Source organism: Nocardia miyunensis NBRC 108239, from assembly GCF_001613065.1.
Taxonomy (GTDB): domain Bacteria; phylum Actinomycetota; class Actinomycetes; order Mycobacteriales; family Mycobacteriaceae; genus Nocardia; species Nocardia miyunensis.
In genome coordinates this window covers 121,832-140,711 of sequence record NZ_BDBQ01000048.1, presented here as the reverse complement: position 1 = coordinate 140,711, position 18,880 = coordinate 121,832, and the positions used below count along the sequence as shown (strand labels likewise).

Below are 18,880 nucleotides of genomic sequence, written 5' to 3'. Positions count from 1 at the left end.
GAGAGCCATGTCCGAGCATCGGAATCTATTCTCGGTGCGAAGTCAGCGCGCCATCTTGTGGTGGGGCATCGGCCTCGCCCTGGTGTTCACCGTCGCCTTCATCTTCCTGTTGCAGATGGTCCCGACAAAGGATCCGCACTGGACCGCGGAGCAGGTGAACAGTTGGTACGGCAGCCATGCGACCGAGGTGAAGTGGGGTGCGGTAATCGCCGGCTGGACCGGCGCCTTCATGATGCCCATTCTCGCGGTCGTTGCCATGCAGATGGCACGGGTCGAGACGGGCAGATGGAAGATCTGGAGCGCTCTGTCGCTCGTCAGCGGCGCGCTCATGTCGCTGTTCCTGGCGCTTCCGCCGCTTTTCTGGGGCGTTGCGGCGTACTCGGCGCCGCGTAAGGACCCCGAAGTCACCGCGATCATGCACGAGCTGGGGTCGTTGACCCTGACCTCGACCGATCAGTTCTTCATCTTCCTGTGGGTGGCCGTCTCGGTCATCTGCTTCCGCCCGGCGACCCAGCGCGTCAAGCACAACCCGTTCCCGCGCTGGTGGGGATACGTTTCGCTGTGGATCACGATCATGTTCGAGGCCGGCGCCTTCGCGTTCGTCCCGCGCTCCGGTCTGCTGGCCTGGAACGGTCTGCTGGTCTTCTGGTCGCCGTTGTCGCTGTTCGGGGTCTGGATCTCGATCCAGAGCTGGCTGCTCTTCCGAGCGCTGCGTGCTCAGGAGAACGACCCGGACACTGAGCTCACCCCTGCCGAGGAAGCCGCAGCGGTGTTCTGAGCTGTCCGATGGGTGTTCAGCCGGCCGCTTCGGCGGCCGGCTGAACCAGTCCATCGAGGGCGGACAGCGCGAGGTTGGTGAGCAATGTCTGCAGTTCGGGGGAGCGCTTCCCGCCGGGTGGGCGGGTCGCATCGGAGGTGATGAGCGCATGCAGCGCGCGGACTGTGGACGCCAGATCGGTGCGCGGGTGCCCCGGGTAGCACCGGTCCAGCGCCTCGATCCACCGATCGGTGTAGTTGCGTTGGCGGCGCAGGATATTGCGCTGATTGGCCTGGGTGAGGGTGCGCTGCTCGCGGGCCCAGATCGCGGCCAGCCGATGGTACGTCACGGAGAATTCGACGTGGGCGCGCACGAGGCGGACCAGTTCGTCCCGGGGGTCGTCCGCAGGCTCTCCCAGCCGGACCAGCAGTGCGTCGGTGGCCTGATCGAACAACACCGCGAGGATTTCCTCTTTGTTCGAGAAGTGCCGATAGATCGCCGAGCCGGTGACGCCGGCTTCCTTGCCGATCGCGTCCACGCCGACACCGTCGAAACTGCGCTCGGAGAACAGCTTCTCCGCGGCCTCCAGGATCTTCTGTTCGCGGCTCACCGTAACGAGTTTACGGGGTGATCGTTCACCGACCGCGCCCGAAGCCGGGCGGCGGATCACAGTCCGAGGTCCTGGCCGATGATGACCTTCATGATCTCGCTCGAACCGCCGTAGATCCGGCTGACCCGGCCGTCGAGCACCGCGCGGCGGATCCTGTTGTCGTCGCTGTAGCCGGCCGCCCCCTGCAACTGCAGACAGCGGTCGGCCACCCGGCCCTGCAGTTCGGTGCAGTACAGCTTCGCCACCGCCGCATCGGCAGGTGTCAGTGTCTTGCGGGCGAGTTCGGTCAGGCATCGGTCGATCAGGCTCTGCCCGGCCTCGATCTCCGCGGTGCAGGCGGCCAATTCGAATTTGGCGTGCTGGCCGATGTCGTCGGTGAGCGTGGCCAGTGCCTCCGCGAGCACGGCCCTGGCCGCGGCCTGCGAGTTGACCGCGATCGACAGCCGCTCCTGCGCGAGGTTCGCGGTGAGGTATTCGAAGCCGCGGTTCTCCTGGCCGAGCAGATTGGTGACCGGCACCCGCACATCGGTGAACGACAGTTCCGCGAGATCCTGTGCCTTCAGCCCGAGCTTGTCCAGGCTGCGGCCGCGTTCGAAGCCCGGCATACCGTCCTCGACGACGAGCAGGCTGATGCCGCGGCGGCCGGCCTCGGGATCGGTTTTGACCGCGAGGATGACCAGGTCCGCGGCCGCGCCGTTGGAGATGAACGTCTTGGCGCCGTTGACGACGTAGTAGTCGCCGTCGCGCACGGCCCGGGTGCTCATCGCCTTGACGTCCGAACCCGCTCCCGGCTCGGACATCGCCAGCGCCGCGACCGCCGCGCCGCTGGTGAGTCTGGGCAGCCAGCGCCGCTTCTGCTCGTCGTCGGCGTAGTGCAGGAAGTAGGGCATGCAGATGTCGGTCTGCACCCGCAGGCCGCCGAGCGCGACGAACTCCCGCTGGATCTCCTCGGTAACCACCACGCTGTGCGCGAACGTGGAGTCCGCGAGCCCGCCGTATTCGGTGGGTACGCCGATCCCGAGGATGCCGAGTTCGCCTGCGCGCCGCCAGAATTCACGGCTCGGGCGGCCGGCGCGCGCCCAGGCGGCGTACTCGGGCAGGATGTCGTCGGCCACGAACTTGCGCACCAGGATCCGGAAGTCCTCGTGGTCGGTTGTGAAAACTGTCCGGTGCACCGGTCCTCCTCATATGCGAATCGTGATACCAAGGTATCAGCGTTCCTGCCATCATGGAAACGATCGTTAACGAGGGGATGGGCGCGGAGGATTCCGGCGGTGCGACGGACGTCCGGCGCCGGCCGAGTGTACGTCGCCATGTGACCGTCGTCATATCGAAATTTCCGCGCCGCGCTGGCATCGATGTTTGACGAGTGAAACATATCGTCCTATATTTGAGACGTACTAACTCATAAATGTCTGACGACCGCGCGCCGTCCGGCCTGTGTGGCTGGAACCGGCGCGTGATGTCTCTACCGTCGCGGAACGAACCGTTCGCATTGGCGTAGCGGCGGATGACCATGAAGGGAACATCGTGTCCGACACCGTTCCGAACCCGGGCGCCGGTGCTGCCGCGCTCGACGACGATCGACTGAAATCCGCTCTGCAGGAGGCGAATCTGCCGACCCTGCTGCTGGTGCTCACTCAACTGACCGGCGACGACCGCTGGCTGAACGAACCGTATCGACCGCGGCGCGGCCGTCCGCTGGACGACAACGACAGCGGCGGCCTGCCGGTCGAGATCCAGGAGGAAGTGCGCCGGGCGGCATTGCAGGCCATCGTGGATCACCGGGCGGGTCGCCTCACGCCGATCGAACTCACCCCCGACCGTATCGCGGAGATGCTCGAGATCGCGCTGGTCGAGGAGGTGCCGCGGGAATACGGTCCGCTGCTGGCCGAGGAGATGGGCGTACTCTCGCGTGACGTCGAGGTGCCTACGCCGCCGGAGGGCTTCCGGGTCCTGATCATCGGGGCCGGCATGTCCGGGCTGTGCGCGGCGGTCAAGCTGCGGCAGGCCGGTGTCGACTTCACGGTGCTCGAAAAGGACTCCGAGGTCGGCGGGACCTGGTGGGAGAACACCTACCCGGGGTGCGGTGTGGACACCCCGAGCCACCTGTACTCGTTCGCGTTCGCGCCGAACACCCAGTGGTCGCGGTACTTCGCGAAACGCGATGAGGTGTTCTCCTACCTGGGCAGGATCGCGGACGAGTTCGGAGTCCGGGACGCGATCCGGTTCCGTACCGAGGTGATCCGCGCCGACTACGACACCGCCGCGGCCCTGTGGCGGGTGGAGATCCGCGACCCCGATGGGCGGACTCAGACCCTGACCGCCAATGTCCTCATCTCCGCGGTCGGCATGGTCAACCGCCCGTCGGTGCCGCCCATCCCGGGCCTGGACAGCTTCGCGGGGCCGGTGATGCACACGGCGGAATGGCGGCCCGAGGCCGACCTGGCGGGTAAGCGGGTCGCTGTCATCGGAACCGGCGCCAGCGCGATGCAGGCGGTGCCGTCGATCGTGGACGACGCCGAGCGGGTGCTGATCTTCCAGCGTTCCAAGCAGTGGGCCATCCCGCATCCCAACTATCACCGCAGTGTCAGCGACAACGTGCGGTGCCTGATCGAGCACGTACCCTTCTACGGGGCGTGGTACCGGTTGCGGAACTTCTGGAATTTCAGCGACCGGCTGCACCCGACGCTGCAGATCGATCCCGCATGGCCGCATCAGGAGCGGTCGATCAACGCGGCCAATGACCGGCACCGCGTCTTCCTTACCGACTACATCACCGAACAGCTGGCCGAACGCCCGGATCTGCTCGATGCATGCCTTCCGGACTACCCTCCGTACGGCAAGCGGCCGCTGCTGGACAACGGCTGGTTCAAGACGGTCTGCCGTGACGATGTCGAGCTGATCACCGACGCGGTCGCCGAGGTCCGGCCCGGGAGCGTGGTCAGCGCGTCCGGCACCGAATACGAGGCCGATGTCATCGTGCTGGCAACCGGCTTCAAGACCCTGCAGTTCTTGTGGCCCATGGAAATTCGGGGGCGCTCGGGCGCGACGTTGCGCGAACAGTGGGGCGAGGAGGACGCGCGCGCCTACCTCGGCGTCACCGTCCCGGACTTCCCGAACTTCTTCATCCTCAACGGCCCCAACACCAATGCCGGTCACGGCGGCAGCGCGGTGATCGCGACCGAGTTCCAAATGCGGTACATCATGGGGGCGATCGGGCACCTGCTGTCCGGCGATGTGGGCAGCGCCGAGGTCCGGTCGGATGTCTTCTGGGACTACAACAAAGAACTCGACGACGCGATGTCGCGTTGCATCTGGGTTCATCCCGGCATGACCACCTACTACCGCAATGGCGCGGGCCGCGTCGTCGTCAGCAGCCCGTGGAAGTACATCGATTACTGGCAGCGCACGTTGACCTTCGAACCGAACGACTACGTGGACGCCGCCGTGGAAGCCGGAACGGAGACAGCGAAATGACCGATATGACCGAGGGGAATGCCGACGTCGTCCGGGAGTTCTACCGGGCGATCGCCGAGCGCGACGGAGACGCGCTGGCGCGGCTCGTCCAGCACCGCTTCGCCCCCGAGGCGTCGGTGACCTGGCCGGATTCGCTGCCCTATGGCGGAACCATCGCCGGTGCCCGGAAACTGGCCAAGGTGTTCGCCGGACTGGCGTCGGCGCCGACTCCGGTCGGGCCTTCGGGGACCACTCTCACCGACCTTGTCGACGGCGGCGATCGGATCGCCGCGCAACTCGAATTCGACTGGCACGCACCGGGTTCGGGCCAGGCAGTCCGATCCGGCGCGTTGGAGCTGTGGACCTTCGCCGACGGCCTGGTCCAGGAGCTACGCGCCTATTACTGGGATACTGCGGCCTGCGTGGCCGCTTCGTCGCCCGCCTGACGATTCGAACGAGAGCCCGCGCCGACATCGGCGCGGGCTTTTTCGTCTGTTCCGGCCCGATCGGCACAGCGGTGACCGCTATACGAAGTGGTGGGGCGCGATCCGGGGTGCGGGAGCGGACGACCGCGGAGCGGATGGCGGCACCGGATGCCGGGTCCGGAGCCGAGTGATCCGTCCGGGGCCAAGAGCCGAATTTGAAACACGGAACCTCCGGTGAGCCGGGTGATCGGACCGCTTGCGGCCTCTCCGGCTTAATTTGCAGGACTAGATTCCGCTATAACACGGATTGAAATTTGATACAACTAATCTCACGTTTTGGCTTGCGCGTAAGACGGCTTATGCTATGCTCAGTCATAGTGATTCCGGGCACACCCGGTGCGGGATCCGGTTGTGGGTCACAACATCTGCCCATGAGCGTGGCTCGTAATAGTGCCGCAAATATTCACGTTTCAAATATTCACGTTTCGACGAGGAGCGACTCGGAAGAACATTATCTAATCTAAACTAAATAACTTCGACCGGCTGTTTCTCGCCAAGACCAGTGCCTAACTGGTGCTTTGGCCGTCGAAGTTCGAAATAGTCTCGCGAGTAGGCCGCTACCATCGAGTGGTTTCGCTGTCGTCCAGGGATCTCCGGGCGCCTCGGGGGGTCGATAACCTTCGAATATGACACAAATCGTCTCATATTTGGCAGTCGGATGTAGGCCTTCGTGGGGCATCCGCCGATCCGAACGCCGCCTTGGCAAGAGGGGTAATCATGGAAAACCAGATTGCAGCATCGAAGGCATTGCGGCATAAGGCGAGGTGGAGGCTGCGACAGCCAGGCTGTTTTACATAGAACAATTGACGTCATCAGTCATGTGACTTACGATATGTGTGAGTTGGGGCACGCACGTCACCCGGGGGTATGAGTCACACCGAGCCATAATTGGCACAGGTCATCTCATATTATGCACCACATGTACGTATCGGTCGATGCTTCGGCTGATACCGAATGCCTGTGCAGGGCAGGAGTAATGATGCAAAACCAGATTGCAACATCGAAGTTGCCGCTGTGTTTGACGGCACGGCAGGGCATGAGCCCGGCACCGTCGCGTTCGCATGCGGTCCTCACGCGTGATGCGGGGAAGAGCGGTGCACGATGACCACGACGCTTCAGCCTTCGTTGAAACAGCCCACCGCGGCGCAGCAACAGGTCCCCACGCCGCAAAAACAGTTGCGTGCGGCGCCGGTCCTGTCACGAGTGGCCACACAGCTCAAGGAGCGGCCCGCCCGCTCGCTGGCCACGATCGGCCGGTCGGCGGAGCTGACGGCGGCGGTGTTGCGGTACACGGTGGTGGATCTGGTACGCATGCGCCTGCCGATGCACGAAGTCGTGGAGCAGATGTGGACGCTGCTGAAGGTGACCGCGCTGCCGGCGCTGTTGATGGCGATCCCGATCGGGGGCGAGGTCGCGGTCGAGGTCGGCGGCATCATGAATCAGGTCGGCGCGAATTCGCTCGCGGGTGCGGCCAGTGGTCTGGGCGTCGTCGGTCAGGGCGCGCCGATGGCCGCGGGCCTGCTGATGAGTGGCGCGGCGGCCTCGGCGATCGCCTCGGATCTGGGTGCCCGGTCGATTCGCGAGGAGATCGACGCCATGCGGGTCATGGGCGTGGATCCGGTGGAGCGGCTGGTGATGCCGAGGTTCCTGGCGATGATCGCGATCGCGCCCGTCCTGTGCATCATCATCGTCGCGGCCGGTGTGTTCGCCGGTCTGACCATCTCGGCGAATGTCAATCATGTTGTGCCGGGTAGCTTCTGGGCGTCGTTCGGCGCCTTCGCTACGCCCATCGACCTGGCCTTCTCGGTGTTGAAGGCGCTGGTGTTCGCGGTCATCGTGGTGTTGATCGCGAGTCTGCGCGGGCTGGAGGCCAAGGGCGGCCCGAAGGGCGTGGCCAATGCGGTGAACGCCTCGGTAGTGCTCAGTGTGTTCTGCATCTTCATGACGAACCTGCTGATCAGCCAGTTGCAGATGATGTTCTTCCCGGCCCGATTGGCGTGATGATGACGACTACCCCTTCGAAATATGTTCCGGTGCCGTTCGCCTCGGTGCTGATGCGCCCGATCCGGTCGATCGGGCGCGGGTTCTCCGAATCGCTCGGTGAAATCGGCCAGGTGGTGATGTTCACCGGGAAGACGCTGATCCTGCTGCCGAAGACGGTCAAGCATTACCGCCAGGCGACGTGGAAGACGATGAACAGCATGGCCTGGGGCAGTGGGTCGCTGGTGGTCGACGGCGGCGTGGTGAGCCTGATGTTCTTCCTGGGCATCGCGGTCGGCGCCGTGGTGGCGATCGAGGCGTTCATGGCGCTGAATCTGCTGGGTTTCGGCCCGTTGACCGGAATCATCGGCTCGTTCGGCAACATTCGCGTGATCGCGCCGATCATCACCGGTATCGGATTCGCCGCCCAAGCGGGCTGTCGCATGACCGCGGAGATCGGTGCGATGCGGATCTCCGAGGAGATCGACGCGACCGAATCGATGGGCCTGCAAGCGATCCCGTTCGTCGTGGGCACTCGGTTGATCGGCGGCATGCTGATCGTGCTGCCCGGATATCTCATGGCGCTGGTCGTGAGTTTCTTCACCGGCGGCATCATCGTCAAGGTTTTTCACGCCCAGCCCTCGGGTACCTACGACCACTACTTCACCCAGTTCCTGACCATCCCGGATCTGTGCGCGTCGGTGCTGAAGGTCCTGGTCTTCTGCGCGATGGTGACGCTTATCCACTGCTACTACGGATACTTCGCCAGCGGCGGGCCGGCCGGTGTCGGTGCGGCGTCGGGGCGAGCGATCCGCGCCAGCCTGGTCGCGATCGTGGTGTTGAACTTCTGTATGACGGTGGCCATCTGGGGCTTGAGCCCGCTGTTGGTCTTCAAGGGATGAGACGATGAGCAAACCGAGGAATCAGGACTTCCTGCGCGGTACCGACGAGCAGCAGGCCCGAGTCATCACAATCGCCGCTGTCGCGATGATCGCGGTCGTGGCGCTGGTGGTAGTGGGCATGGTATGGGTCAAGCCCCGCGTGGACAAGCCGAGCGGGTTGCCGCTGAGCATCGATGTCCCGTTCGTCGCGCCCGGAGTCGGCAAGGGCACCAAGGTGATCCTGCACGGTGCCGAGGTCGGGGAGTTGACCGATCTGTCCAATCACGGCGACGGGACCGTGCGAATGAGCCTGCTGCTGAATCAGGGCCAACTGCACGGCTTGACCGACGCGTTCGACGTGGATTTCGTTCCGGAGAACTACTTCGGTATCACCGCGGTCAACCTGATCGCCAAGGCCGGTGGAGATCGGCTGGCCGCCCATAAGGTCCTGGACCGGATGCCGGCGGGCGACTACACGATGTCGACCATGCTGGAGAAGGGCTCGATCTCCATCGATGGAACGCTGACCGATCCGATGATCGCGGCCCTGAACAAGGTCATCAAATACACCGACGGGCTGACCCCGATGATTCAGACCGGCATCGTGTTCGCCGACCGCGCCGCGAAGGCACAGCAGGCGATGCCGAGCGAGTTGATCGGCCGCGCCGACGAAATTCTGCAGGTGCTGCCGGCGTTCAGCACGCAGACGATCGACATGTTGTACAGCGCGTACGACAACGATTACAACAGGTCCGGGCCCAACGGCTCGTTCGGTGTGAACGAGGCTGTGTTCGCCGATATCGACAAGGGTCTGGATCTGGCGGCCAACAGCCTGTTCGGAAAGGCAGGACACCTGCTGGCCTCGCATGATAAGCAGCTCACGCCGGACGTCCAGCTGGTCCAGTACCTCGTGGACGCGCTGCCGCACATGATGGATGGCGGCGCGCTGCCCGGCAAGCTCTCGACGCTGGTCGATCGCTACAACCGGGCGTTCAGCACCGCGCCGAACGGGTCCAAGACGTTGAACCTGCGGGTGGTGCTCGATGATCTGCCGGGGATGGCCGCGCCGCTGGCGGCGACCGGTCTGCCGCAGGCTCCGGTGCAGGGGGCGCACCGATGAGCCCGCAGGCGAAAATGATTACGACGGTTATCAAGCTGGCGGGTGCGGGCGTGGTGGCGGTGTTGCTGTTCGTGCTCATGATCAATGCGATCAAGAATCCGGACGAGCACGCGGACGGCCACTATGTCGCGGAGTTCACCGATGTGTCCGGTCTGCACACCGACGGCGACATCCGCAGCAAGGGTGTGCAGGTCGGCAAGGTCACCTCGATCGACCTGGTTCGTCAGGGCGGCCGCAGCATCGCCAAGGTGGGTTTCACGCTGCAGAAGCCGTTCAGGCTCACCGACAACACGGTGCTGGCGGTGAAATACCAGAACCTCACCGGTATCCGGTATGTGGATCTGCAGGCTCCCGCGCAGCCGGGTAAGCCGGTGGATCATTTGACGACCCAGCAGACGCGGCCGTCGTTCGACATCACGCAGCTGTTCAACGGTTTGCAGCCGGTGCTGGCCACGATGAGCACCGATCAGATCAACGACTTCACCCAGAACGCGATCAACGTGCTGCAGGGCGATGGCAGCGGTCTGGCGCCGATGCTGGACAGCACCCAGAAGCTGGCGGATATGGCCCGGGATCGCCAGCAGGTGATCTCGACGCTGACCGCGAACATCTCGCACATCTCCGACTCGATGGGCGGTCGCTCGCCGGAGGTCATGGACTTGATGCACTCGTTGGAGATCCCGATCGACAAGGCGATGACCATCCTGGACAAGTTCTACGAGACGAACATTTTCGGTCCGGCATTCATGACGCCGGTGGACCAGCTGGTCATCGAGCTCGGCATCAACGGTGAGTTCAATGTGGACCAGCTGCTGCAGCACACGTTCTCCTCGATGTCGGCCGCGGCGAACGCGCTGCGGTTGCTGCCGGTGACCGTCGCGGGCCTGCAGATACCGCAGCAGGCCGCGGGAAAGACCCTGGGCTGCAGCAAGGGTGTGGTGAACCTTCCTACGGACGTCAAGGTCCTGCTCAACGGCAGCGAGGTCGTGGTATGCAACAAGTAAGGAAACCGGCAGCCGGCCTCAAAGCTCTGCTGGGCCGGATCCGGCACAGCCAGATGTTGCTCGGCTCGACCGTGGTGCTGGTCGCGGTGATCGCCCTGACGGCGGCGGGGCTGCTGTATCTGCGTCCGATGCATCAGAAGACGATCCGGTTCGACACCACCGACGCCGCCTCGATCAGCGTGGGGGAAAGCGTGCGCGTGGTGGGCATCGATGTCGGCAAGGTGACCAAGTTGTCGATCCAGCCGGACACCGTGCAGGTCGAGGCCCGCGTGTCCGACAACACCTTCATCGGTTCGGACTCCACCGTCGAGATCCGGATGCTGACCCCGGTGGGCGGGTATGCGGTGACCGTGGTTCCGGCGGGCAACGCACCGTTGGGGGACAAGGTGATTCCGGTCGATCACGTCAGCGCCCCGTACTCGATCGGGGATGTGTTGCAGGCCGCGCCGAACACCACCGACAAGGTCAAGGGTGGCACCATCGATGCGAACATCGATCAGGTGGCCCAAGCGCTGCAACACAATTCGTCGTCGGTCAGCTCGATCATCCAGGGTATGAACAGCATCGCGACCGTGATGGACCAGCAGCGTGACCAGGTGCGCACGATCACGGATCTGGCCTCGGAATATCTGCAGACGTTCAACGGCAGCCGCGAGTGGGTGTACGAACTGCTGCGCAAGTCCGAGATCGTCGTGACCACCTACGACAACACCCACGTCGGATTCAACAGGGCATACCAGCTGCTCGGCGACCTGCTGTATCGGGTCGCGCCGATCGAGAGTTTCCTGCTCGAGCACAACTCCGAGGTCAAGCCGATGATCGAGAAGCTGCGGTCCTCGATCGCCGACTTCCAGCAGGGTATGGGTCCGGCCATCGGGCAGCTGCAGAACCTGCGGGACCGCCTGGCGGCGTGGCTGGGACCGAACGGGCTGGCCACCCTCAGCGGGGGAACGATATCGGCGTCGGACATCTGTGTCCCCATCCCCGGACGGACGTGCTGAGATATGAAGAAGAATCGCAAAGTTGCACTCGTGTCCGCCGCGGTGGTGGCCATCGCGGCCAGCAGCGCGGTGGGATACGCGGCCAGCACCGACGGCGGCGGGTCCGGCGGGGGATCGGGGTTCTGTGCGGATATGCCCGACGCGATCGGGCTGTATCCGGGCAACCCGGTCACCCAGATGGGATACAAGGTCGGGAAGGTCGACAGTGTCCACCCGGCGGGCGATCACGTGCGGGTCACGTTCACGCTCGATGCCGGGCGGGCCTATCCGGCGGACGTGAAGGCGGTGACGCGCTCGAAGTCCCTGCTGGCCGACCGCAGCCTGGAACTGGTCGGCAACTACACCAGCGGCCCGAAACTGGCTGCGGGCCAGTGTGTTCCGACCTCACGCTCCTTCGCGCCCAAGAGCATCTCCCAGATCGCCGGCTCGGCAGCGGATTTCATCGACGCGATGAGCCCGAACGACCATAAGAAGAGTTTCCAGGAGGCGGTCGACGGTTTCGACAAGGCCATGCACGGCAACGGCGAGCTGGCCGACGAGATGATGCAGCACGCCGCGCAGGCCATGCAGAGCCCGAACCAGTTCGTCGCCGACATCGGCTCGATCATTCACAACATGGCGCCTATGAGCGATGAAGCGCTGCGGAAATGGTCGACCATCCAGTCCATCCTCGACCAGGCGCCGGCGATCTCGGCGGACGGCGCCGATCTGTGGCCGGGGACCGAAAAGCTCGCCTACGGTATCGGTTTTACGGTCGCTACCCTGTACATGATCCAGCGGGATTACGGCAGCGATCTGTGGCCTTTGATGGACGGTCCTGTGACCGATGCGATCCATCTGGCCGCGACCCATTCGAAGGACCTTGCGGGACTGGTGGATTCGATCCCGTCCGTCGCTTCGGTGCTGCGGCAGCAGTCCCAGTCCCCGGGGGGTCTGGCGGTGGCCTACCGGCCGCCGACGGTGCAGGTGAACGCGCCGAACGCGGGGCAGATGTGCGACGTGCTCAACCAGATGACCGCTGGCAGTTGCACCAACGCGGGCGGGCGTGTCCAGGTGCCCGCGCTGCGGCTGCTGGACCTGGTCGTTGCGAAGGGGAAGTAGATGAAACTCTCGACCAGGCTCAAGGCGGGTGCGGGCGCGGCCGCGCTGTGCTGCTGCGTCATGGTGACCAGCACCGCCTGCTCACTCGGCCCGAACGATCTGCCGTCGGTGACCGGCGGCATCGGCAAGTCGTACGACCTCACCGTGCAGTTCGCCAGCGTGATGAACCTGCCCGCCGGCGCGGACGTCATGATGGACGGCCTGCGCGTTGGGGTGGTGAAGAGCGTGGATGTGTCCCCGAACAAGGACGTGACGGTGGCGGTCCAGATCAAGGCCGGCACGCACGTGCCGGCCGACGCGAGCGCAATCATCCGCCAGGACACCCTGCTCGGTGACACGTATCTCGCGCTGGATCACGACTCGACCACCACCGCCGCCACCCAGTTCCTGCAGTCCGGCGGCACCATCCCGGCGAGCCGCACGACCTCCCCGCCGCAGCTCGAGGACACCATGGCGGTGCTGGCCTACTTCGTCAACGGCTGCAGCATCCAGAAGGTCGAAGACGCCATGACCCGCATCAACCGGGTCATGCCGAACCTGCCCGATGTGCACACCATGGCCTCGGTCGTGGCCAGGGATCTGCACGACCTGTCCCAGAACACCGTGCAGATCGACCGGATGCTCAACGGCGCCACCGAAACCGGTGCCGCGATCGATGCCAAGAACCCAGCCCTGGCCGAAGTGTTCTCCCAGAAGGGGGCCCGCTACTGGTATCTGCTGGCGAAAGACATCGTCGGTTATGTGGCCACAGTGCTTCCTTCGATCGGCAGCATCTTCCATGGCGGCGCCTGGCTGATTCCGCTGCTGGACTCGCTGGCCAACGCGGGCGGTGAGATGCGGGATATCTACGACGTCACGTCCTCGGACAAGCTGACCAATTTCCTGCGCAACACCGTGGCGCCGTTCGTCAAGGACCCGTCGGTGAATATCCGTTCGGTCCAGGCGGCCAATGGGGACCAGGTGATCGGTGATGTCGAGAATGTACTGCGCATGCTGGGAGCGGTGAAATGATCTTCACCAAGACACGTGTTTCCGTCCTCGGAATGGCTGCCCTGGCGGTGGCGTCGTTCGTCTACATGGATAATCTCGGCCTCGAGACCGGGATCATGGAGCACGTGCGCACCGCCAGCATGGAGGTGCCCGACACCAACGGTCTGGTCGTCGGCTCGCGGGTGTTGCTGCGCGGGATCCAGATCGGCCACGTCTCCGGCATCACCTCCTCGGCCGATGAGGTGTCGGTCGCCATGAAATACGACGACGGCTACCAGATCCCGGTCGGCAGCCAGTTCCGGGTGGACAACCTCTCGGCCCTGGGCGAGGCGTACGTCGCGGTGACCCCGACGACCGAGGCGGGCCCCTACCTGCACAACGCCGCCACCATCGACCCCGCGCACGTGGCCGTGCCCACGACCTTCAAGGAACTCTCGGCACGGCTGACCCGCATGCTCGAGCAGGTCGACCCAGACAAGATCAACGACATCTTCCATGAGCTGAACGTCGCACTGCCCGACGACACCGAGGTCCTGGGCAACCTCAACCACGCGGGCGAGCTGCTGGCCACCATGATCACCAACCAGGCCGAGAGCCTCAGCACCGTGTTCAACACCATGCAGCCACTCCTGCTCGAGAGTGGGACGGTGCCGGGAGACCTGGCGAACACGACACCGACCATCGCCAGTTTCGGTTCCCGGTTCTCCGCCTTCCTGAACCAGGTGCGTTTCGCGCAGCAGGAGGGTCCGCTGACCGTCGGCATCCGCGACGGTGCGGGTCCGCTGATCGACAACCTCCAGATATTCCTGGACAAGAATGCCACCGACTTGAATCGCCTGGGGGTCGACCTGATGCCCGGCGTCCGCGCCGGCGCCGAATCGATGAAGACGGTGAACGTCGGTCAGCTGCTCGACAACGCGCTTGCCGCAACCGATTCCGGTGATAGCGTCACCGTCCACCTGCACGCTCCCGGAAAGTAGGTCGATAGCGGAACGACATCGAAGCGACAGCGACAGGCCACGTGTTAGGAAGATCAGGAAAATGACCGAGAAAACCGCAGTATTGGACGACAAGCCCGACACCGAGACGTCGGCCGACGACGATTCGCAGCAGAACAAGCGCGGATCCGCGGCCGTCAGTGCCGTCGTCCGCAAGGGCCAGCGCGTCGGTGATTCCGCCATCAAGTTGAAGACGATCGTGTCCGGGGGGGTGGTCGCCGCCGTCGTGGTTGCCGTCGGCGTGCTCGGCTGGCAGCTGCACTCCAAGTCGAACGACCTCGATCACCTGCACGCCGGCATGGCGGACCAGTCTCATGCCGAGCAGGTGGCCCTGGACTATGCCACGGGCGCTGCGCAGATGGATTTTCATGATCTGGCGTCGTGGCGTGCCCGGTTGACCAAGGGTACGAGTCCGGAGCTGTCGGATCGTTTGACGAAGGCCTCGACGTCGATGGAGCAGATCATCACGCCGTTGCAGTGGGTGTCGACGGCTTCGCCGGTTGCCGCCAAGGTCACCTCGGAGTCGAACGGGGCGTATTCGGTCGACTGCTTCGTGAACGTGCTCACCAAGAACAGTCAGGCGCCCGATGGGATTCAGTCGACGGCCACCTACAAAATGACCGTCGACAGCCACAACGACTGGCTGATCACCGATATCGGCGGCATCGACTCGGCACTGGGGGCGAAGGCCCCGCCGAAGTAGCGGCGCAACGCCGCGGCTATCCGGTCGGCGCGGTGGCTTTCGCGGAATTCGACGACTGCCACCGCTCGTTCAGTTCCGCCAGCAGTCGGCGCAGGACCCACTCCAGTGGCGCGATATCGTCGCCGGCGTCGAGTTGCTGATACCCGACCAGCAGATACGTTCCCCACTGGGCGTAGCGCAGCGCCTCCTGCTGATCGTCGAATATCGTCTGCGCGGCCTGCAACATGATCTGCGTACGCTGGATGTCCACGGCTTGCTGGACGGCCTCGACATCGGGATCAATCTTGCCCCAGACCCGGATGGCGGCTTCGGCGCGGTGCGGGAGCTCCAAGGTGAATTGGAGCAGGGTTTCCAGTTGGCCGGCGGCATCCTGATGTTGCTGCGTCAGTTCGACCAGTTGTGTGGTGCGCTCGTCCAGCCAGTGCTGTAGGAACTGGCTGGTGAAGTCGTGCCAGTTTTCGAAGTAGTGATAGAAAGATCCCGTGGTCACGCCGAGTCGTCGGCACAGCGGCGCCTGCTTGAGCGCGCCGTATCCCTGCTCCGAGAGCAGATCGAACGCCGCCCCGAAGTAGTCCTGCTTGCTGGCCATAGGGCTCCGTCCGTAGTGCTGCTGGTGTCGACGACGTACCGGCCCGGTACCTTCCTCCAACCCCTTGTGCATAAGGCTACTTATGCTTACGTTACCCCCATTGTGTGCGAGGTGTGCAACAGTCCGCCGACTCGGGAGATGCGTCATCGCCACGCGAGAGTGTAGCTCGCGCAGACGATTTCGAGGTCCAGGTTCAGGCCGAAGCGGATATCTGATGTCGGCCCGGATTCCCGGGAGCGTGGAACACAGTGCGGCGGTGAGTCATTCGGGCGTCAGGTGTTCGACGGACGCGGCCATCCCGCTCGGCGAGGGGGACGGGCTCACCAGCGAATTCATCCCGAGGCGAGTATCCGGCGATCCAGGCGCCGAGTTCCATCTGTTCGGTCGGTTTCACGGCTGTTGTCCCGTCCGCCGACTTTTTGAGCTGGTTCCTATCAAAATTGAGAAGCGGTCTACACGTGCTCGTTCTCGTGGAGTGTCTACATAGGCTGCGGGCGGCCCTGGGGTCCGCCGCGCCGGGTGCGCGGTATGCGGACTCGCATTCTTCTGTCTGTTTGCAGGCAGGTATGTTACCTTTCGGGTATGAACGTGCTCGCCATCACACCGCCCCCTGTCAGTATGCCGACGCCGCCTACGGCCGAACATGTGGTACTCGCCATTCTGGGAGTGCTCGTCGGTCTGGCTTTTGTTGGTGCGCTTTATATTTGGTGGCGCACCGGCAAGCCCACCGCACTACTGCTCACTCTGGGCGGGCTGGTGTGCTCACTCAATGAGTCGGCGGTCGACGTGCTGGGGCACTGCTACTTCCCCCGAGGCGGCTGGGAGGCGCAGGAACTCCTGGGTCGCCCGATTCCGGTGTGGGTGCTCTTCGGGTACATACTCTTCTTCGGCGCGTTCGTGTACGTCATGGCGGAAATCATGAAGAGGCGGCCCTCTCGCAGGTCGATGTGGATCGGCATCGGCGTGTTCTGGGTGGCGAACGCCGTTCTGGAGCTGCCGATCCTGTCGACCCACCTGTACATCTACTACGGGGACCAGCCGCTCGCGGTCGGTGGATTCCCGCTCGTCTGGCTGACCATCAACTGCCTCGGTTCGTTCGCGGCCGCGGTGGTCGTGGTCCGTTTCGAGGGCTATTTCAGGGGCTGGCGGCAGTTGCTTCTGCTCGGCCTGTGCTACGCCACCTATATGGGGACGTGGTCACTGGCGATGCCGTACTTCTGGGCCGTCGACAGCGGCTCCGGCGCTGTTCGGTCGGCTGGAGCGATCCTCAGCATGGTTCTCGGCGTGATAGCGATCGACGCACTCATGCGGATCGGCCTGCGGGGTCCGGCCGTCGAGTCCGCGGCCGGACCATCCGGCGCAGGCTCCGAGATCGACCGGACGCCGGTCGCGTACTGATCGGCGCCGCGTTTACGTCGCCGTGTAGTCGCGCGCCAGGCGCGCACGCCACGCTGTGATCTCCGCCGGAAGGTCGAACCCCTCGCGGAACATCACCCAGCGGAAGCAGAGTCCGATGCCGTACGACACGTAGGTTTCGGCCTCGCGCTGTGCGTCGAGGTCGGCGCGGATGGAGCCGTCACGTTGGCCGAGGGCTATGTTCTCGGCCATCTCGGCTTGAAACCGGGGGATCAGCTTGGCATACCAGTCGCGGATGCTGGCGATCGGGCCCGCGGTGGCCTCGAAGCTCAGGACCAGCATGGCTCGCATATTCTCCGGTGCCGTCCACACCCCGTGCAGCAGATCGTCGACATGACCGAGGACCAAGTCCATTCCGGTGCCCGCTCGCTCTCGGCGCAGCGTCGGGAGCAGGCGCTCCGCGATCTCGGTCTCCAGCAGAATCTCGAGCACGGCCTCTTTGCTGCCATAGCGGTCGCGCACCATGTTGCGGCTGTAGCCCGCGCGCTCACCGATCTCGGCCGCCGTCGTCCGCTCGAAACCCTGCTCGGCAATCAGCGCGATCGCGGCGTCGATGAGTCGGCGGGACGACTCGGCGACGCGTTCGGCCTGGGTGCGGCGAGTGTTCTGGGTTCCATTCGCGGTCATATTTCGATTTTAGAGTCTACTTGTCTGTTCACAGACATGTTAAAGTCCTGTTATGGCTGTCACATCGCCCTCTGCGCAACCGCAGTCCCCTCCCGCCCGGGACAATCAGGCGACCATCGCAAAGATCTTGATTTTTCACGGCGCGCTCTGGCTTGCCCTGATCGCGTACGTCTGGACCGCATGGATTGTGAGCGGGGATTTCAAGCCGAACACGATCGGGCGCGGCCTCGAGCCGGAGTGGTACGTGATCCTCGTCCGCTGTGTCGAGGTCGTCTTCGGCATCGGGCTGGGCGGCTGGATCATCTGGCATTTCATCGTCCGGCCGAAGTTGAAGACGGGCAAGCTCAGCTTCGACGGGCTGTTCTTCCTCGCGTGCTGGCTCATGTTCTTCCAGGAACCGTGGATGAACTGGATGAATCTGCAATTCCTGTACGCCACGACGTTCGTGAACTTCGGCTCATGGCTCGACCAGATCCCCGGGTGGAGTATGCCCAGGAGCCAGCTCATCCCGGTTCCCCTGGTCTACGGCATGGCGTACCTGTGGATGGTGGGTCTGGGTGGCTGGGCCGGATCGCGATACATGGCCCGGCAGCGCAGCAAACATCCCGCTCGAACCGCCATGCGCCTCATCCTGCAGACGTTCGGCGTGATGGTGCTGGTCGACTTCGTTGTCGAGTCCATCATGGTGCACACCCAGCTGATCAACTACCCGCGCACGGTCCCCTGGCTGACGTTGTGGGCCGGCACCGATCACCAGTTCCCGGTCTACGAGATGCTGGCCTGGCCGGGCACCTTCATCCTGATCAGCTCGCTGCACTTCTTCCGTGACGACAAGGGCAGGTCATGGCCCGAGCGCTGTATCGATGTGCTGAAGATCAAGTCGGGCAAGTTGCATACCCTGGCTCGCTTCGCCGCGATCGCGGGTCTGTGCCAGCTTGCCATTCTCGTCGCCTTCAACCTGCCGTATCAGGTGTGGGGTCTGCACGCCGGACCCGTGCCGCAATCCCTGCTCAACCGGCCGTGGCGCATGGCCGGTGTGTGCGGCCCCGGCACACCCTACGACTGCGGCGGTCCCGGCATCCTGATGCCGCGCCATGACTCGGTCACCAATCGCGTCACCCCGATTCCGGCAGCGAACAGCAAATGAGGACGACCGACG

The 18,880-nt window shown here is 64.2% G+C and carries 18 protein-coding genes; 14 read left to right on the top strand and 4 right to left on the bottom strand.

Annotation, left to right across the window (positions count from 1 at the left end):
- Positions 1-7 precede the first annotated feature (7 nt).
- Positions 8-778, top strand: a complete 771-nt coding sequence (locus NM2_RS21365) for a hypothetical protein (RefSeq protein ID WP_067671548.1) — start codon at positions 8-10, stop codon at positions 776-778.
- 16 nt (positions 779-794) lie between these two features.
- Here NM2_RS21365 and NM2_RS21360 read toward each other — a convergent pair whose 3' ends face one another.
- The gene (locus NM2_RS21360) at positions 795-1,367 is read right to left on the bottom strand and encodes a TetR/AcrR family transcriptional regulator (RefSeq protein WP_067671545.1); all 573 of its coding nucleotides are present in this window, start codon (positions 1,365-1,367) and stop codon (positions 795-797) included.
- A 56-nt stretch (positions 1,368-1,423) separates the two neighbouring features.
- Positions 1,424-2,542 (bottom strand): acyl-CoA dehydrogenase family protein, encoded by a 1,119-nt coding sequence (locus NM2_RS21355; protein WP_067671542.1) that lies wholly within the window; start codon positions 2,540-2,542, stop codon positions 1,424-1,426.
- 355 nt (positions 2,543-2,897) lie between these two features.
- Here NM2_RS21355 and NM2_RS21350 point away from each other — a divergent pair, with 355 nt between their 5' ends.
- The 11 genes from NM2_RS21350 to NM2_RS21300 all read left to right on the top strand — a co-directional run bounded on the left by NM2_RS21350 (position 2,898) and on the right by NM2_RS21300 (position 15,089).
- Positions 2,898-4,847 carry a flavin-containing monooxygenase gene (locus tag NM2_RS21350; RefSeq protein ID WP_067671645.1) on the top strand — a complete coding sequence of 650 codons (1,950 nt, stop codon included), beginning with the start codon at positions 2,898-2,900 and terminating at the stop codon, positions 4,845-4,847.
- Positions 4,844-5,272, top strand: a complete 429-nt coding sequence (locus tag NM2_RS21345; RefSeq protein ID WP_067671539.1) for a nuclear transport factor 2 family protein — start codon at positions 4,844-4,846, stop codon at positions 5,270-5,272. Before NM2_RS21350 ends, NM2_RS21345 begins: the two co-directional genes overlap by 4 nt.
- Before the next feature lie 1,140 nt (positions 5,273-6,412).
- Positions 6,413-7,312 carry an MlaE family ABC transporter permease gene (locus NM2_RS21340; protein ID WP_245718146.1) on the top strand — a complete coding sequence of 300 codons (900 nt, stop codon included), beginning with the start codon at positions 6,413-6,415 and terminating at the stop codon, positions 7,310-7,312.
- Positions 7,313-7,365: 53 nt separating this feature from the next.
- Positions 7,366-8,193 carry an MlaE family ABC transporter permease gene (locus tag NM2_RS21335; protein WP_067671638.1) on the top strand — a complete coding sequence of 276 codons (828 nt, stop codon included), beginning with the start codon at positions 7,366-7,368 and terminating at the stop codon, positions 8,191-8,193.
- A gap of 4 nt (positions 8,194-8,197) precedes the next feature.
- Complete coding sequence (locus NM2_RS21330) at positions 8,198-9,292, top strand: Mce family protein (RefSeq protein ID WP_067671536.1); 1,095 nt, start codon at positions 8,198-8,200, stop codon at positions 9,290-9,292.
- A 14-nt stretch (positions 9,293-9,306) separates the two neighbouring features.
- Positions 9,307-10,296, top strand: a complete 990-nt coding sequence (locus tag NM2_RS21325) for an MlaD family protein (protein WP_245718145.1) — start codon at positions 9,307-9,309, stop codon at positions 10,294-10,296.
- Positions 10,284-11,297 (top strand): MlaD family protein, encoded by a 1,014-nt coding sequence (locus tag NM2_RS21320; protein WP_084531391.1) that lies wholly within the window; start codon positions 10,284-10,286, stop codon positions 11,295-11,297. The genes NM2_RS21325 and NM2_RS21320 overlap by 13 nt, the downstream gene beginning before the upstream one ends.
- Before the next feature lie 30 nt (positions 11,298-11,327).
- Entirely contained in the window at positions 11,328-12,398 is a 1,071-nt protein-coding gene (locus NM2_RS21315) for an MlaD family protein (RefSeq protein WP_245718144.1), read from the top strand.
- A complete protein-coding gene (locus tag NM2_RS21310; RefSeq protein WP_067671524.1) occupies positions 12,399-13,409 on the top strand; it encodes an MlaD family protein in 1,011 nt (336 codons plus the stop codon).
- Positions 13,406-14,368 carry an MlaD family protein gene (locus tag NM2_RS21305; RefSeq protein ID WP_369690324.1) on the top strand — a complete coding sequence of 321 codons (963 nt, stop codon included), beginning with the start codon at positions 13,406-13,408 and terminating at the stop codon, positions 14,366-14,368. Before NM2_RS21310 ends, NM2_RS21305 begins: the two co-directional genes overlap by 4 nt.
- Before the next feature lie 61 nt (positions 14,369-14,429).
- On the top strand, positions 14,430-15,089 hold the full coding sequence (locus tag NM2_RS21300; protein ID WP_245718143.1) for a hypothetical protein: 660 nt from the start codon (positions 14,430-14,432) through the stop codon (positions 15,087-15,089).
- A gap of 16 nt (positions 15,090-15,105) precedes the next feature.
- Here NM2_RS21300 and NM2_RS21295 read toward each other — a convergent pair whose 3' ends face one another.
- A complete protein-coding gene (locus tag NM2_RS21295; RefSeq protein ID WP_067671521.1) occupies positions 15,106-15,678 on the bottom strand; it encodes a TetR/AcrR family transcriptional regulator in 573 nt (190 codons plus the stop codon).
- A 582-nt stretch (positions 15,679-16,260) separates the two neighbouring features.
- Between NM2_RS21295 and NM2_RS21290 the strand changes: the two genes are divergently transcribed.
- Positions 16,261-17,076 (top strand): hypothetical protein, encoded by an 816-nt coding sequence (locus tag NM2_RS21290; protein ID WP_067671518.1) that lies wholly within the window; start codon positions 16,261-16,263, stop codon positions 17,074-17,076.
- A gap of 12 nt (positions 17,077-17,088) precedes the next feature.
- Here NM2_RS21290 and NM2_RS21285 read toward each other — a convergent pair whose 3' ends face one another.
- Positions 17,089-17,721, bottom strand: a complete 633-nt coding sequence (locus NM2_RS21285) for a TetR/AcrR family transcriptional regulator (protein WP_084531389.1) — start codon at positions 17,719-17,721, stop codon at positions 17,089-17,091.
- A gap of 52 nt (positions 17,722-17,773) precedes the next feature.
- On the opposite strand from NM2_RS21285, the gene NM2_RS21280 reads away from it, so the two are divergent.
- Entirely contained in the window at positions 17,774-18,868 is a 1,095-nt protein-coding gene (locus tag NM2_RS21280) for a spirocyclase AveC family protein (RefSeq protein ID WP_067671516.1), read from the top strand.
- Positions 18,869-18,880 lie beyond the last annotated feature (12 nt).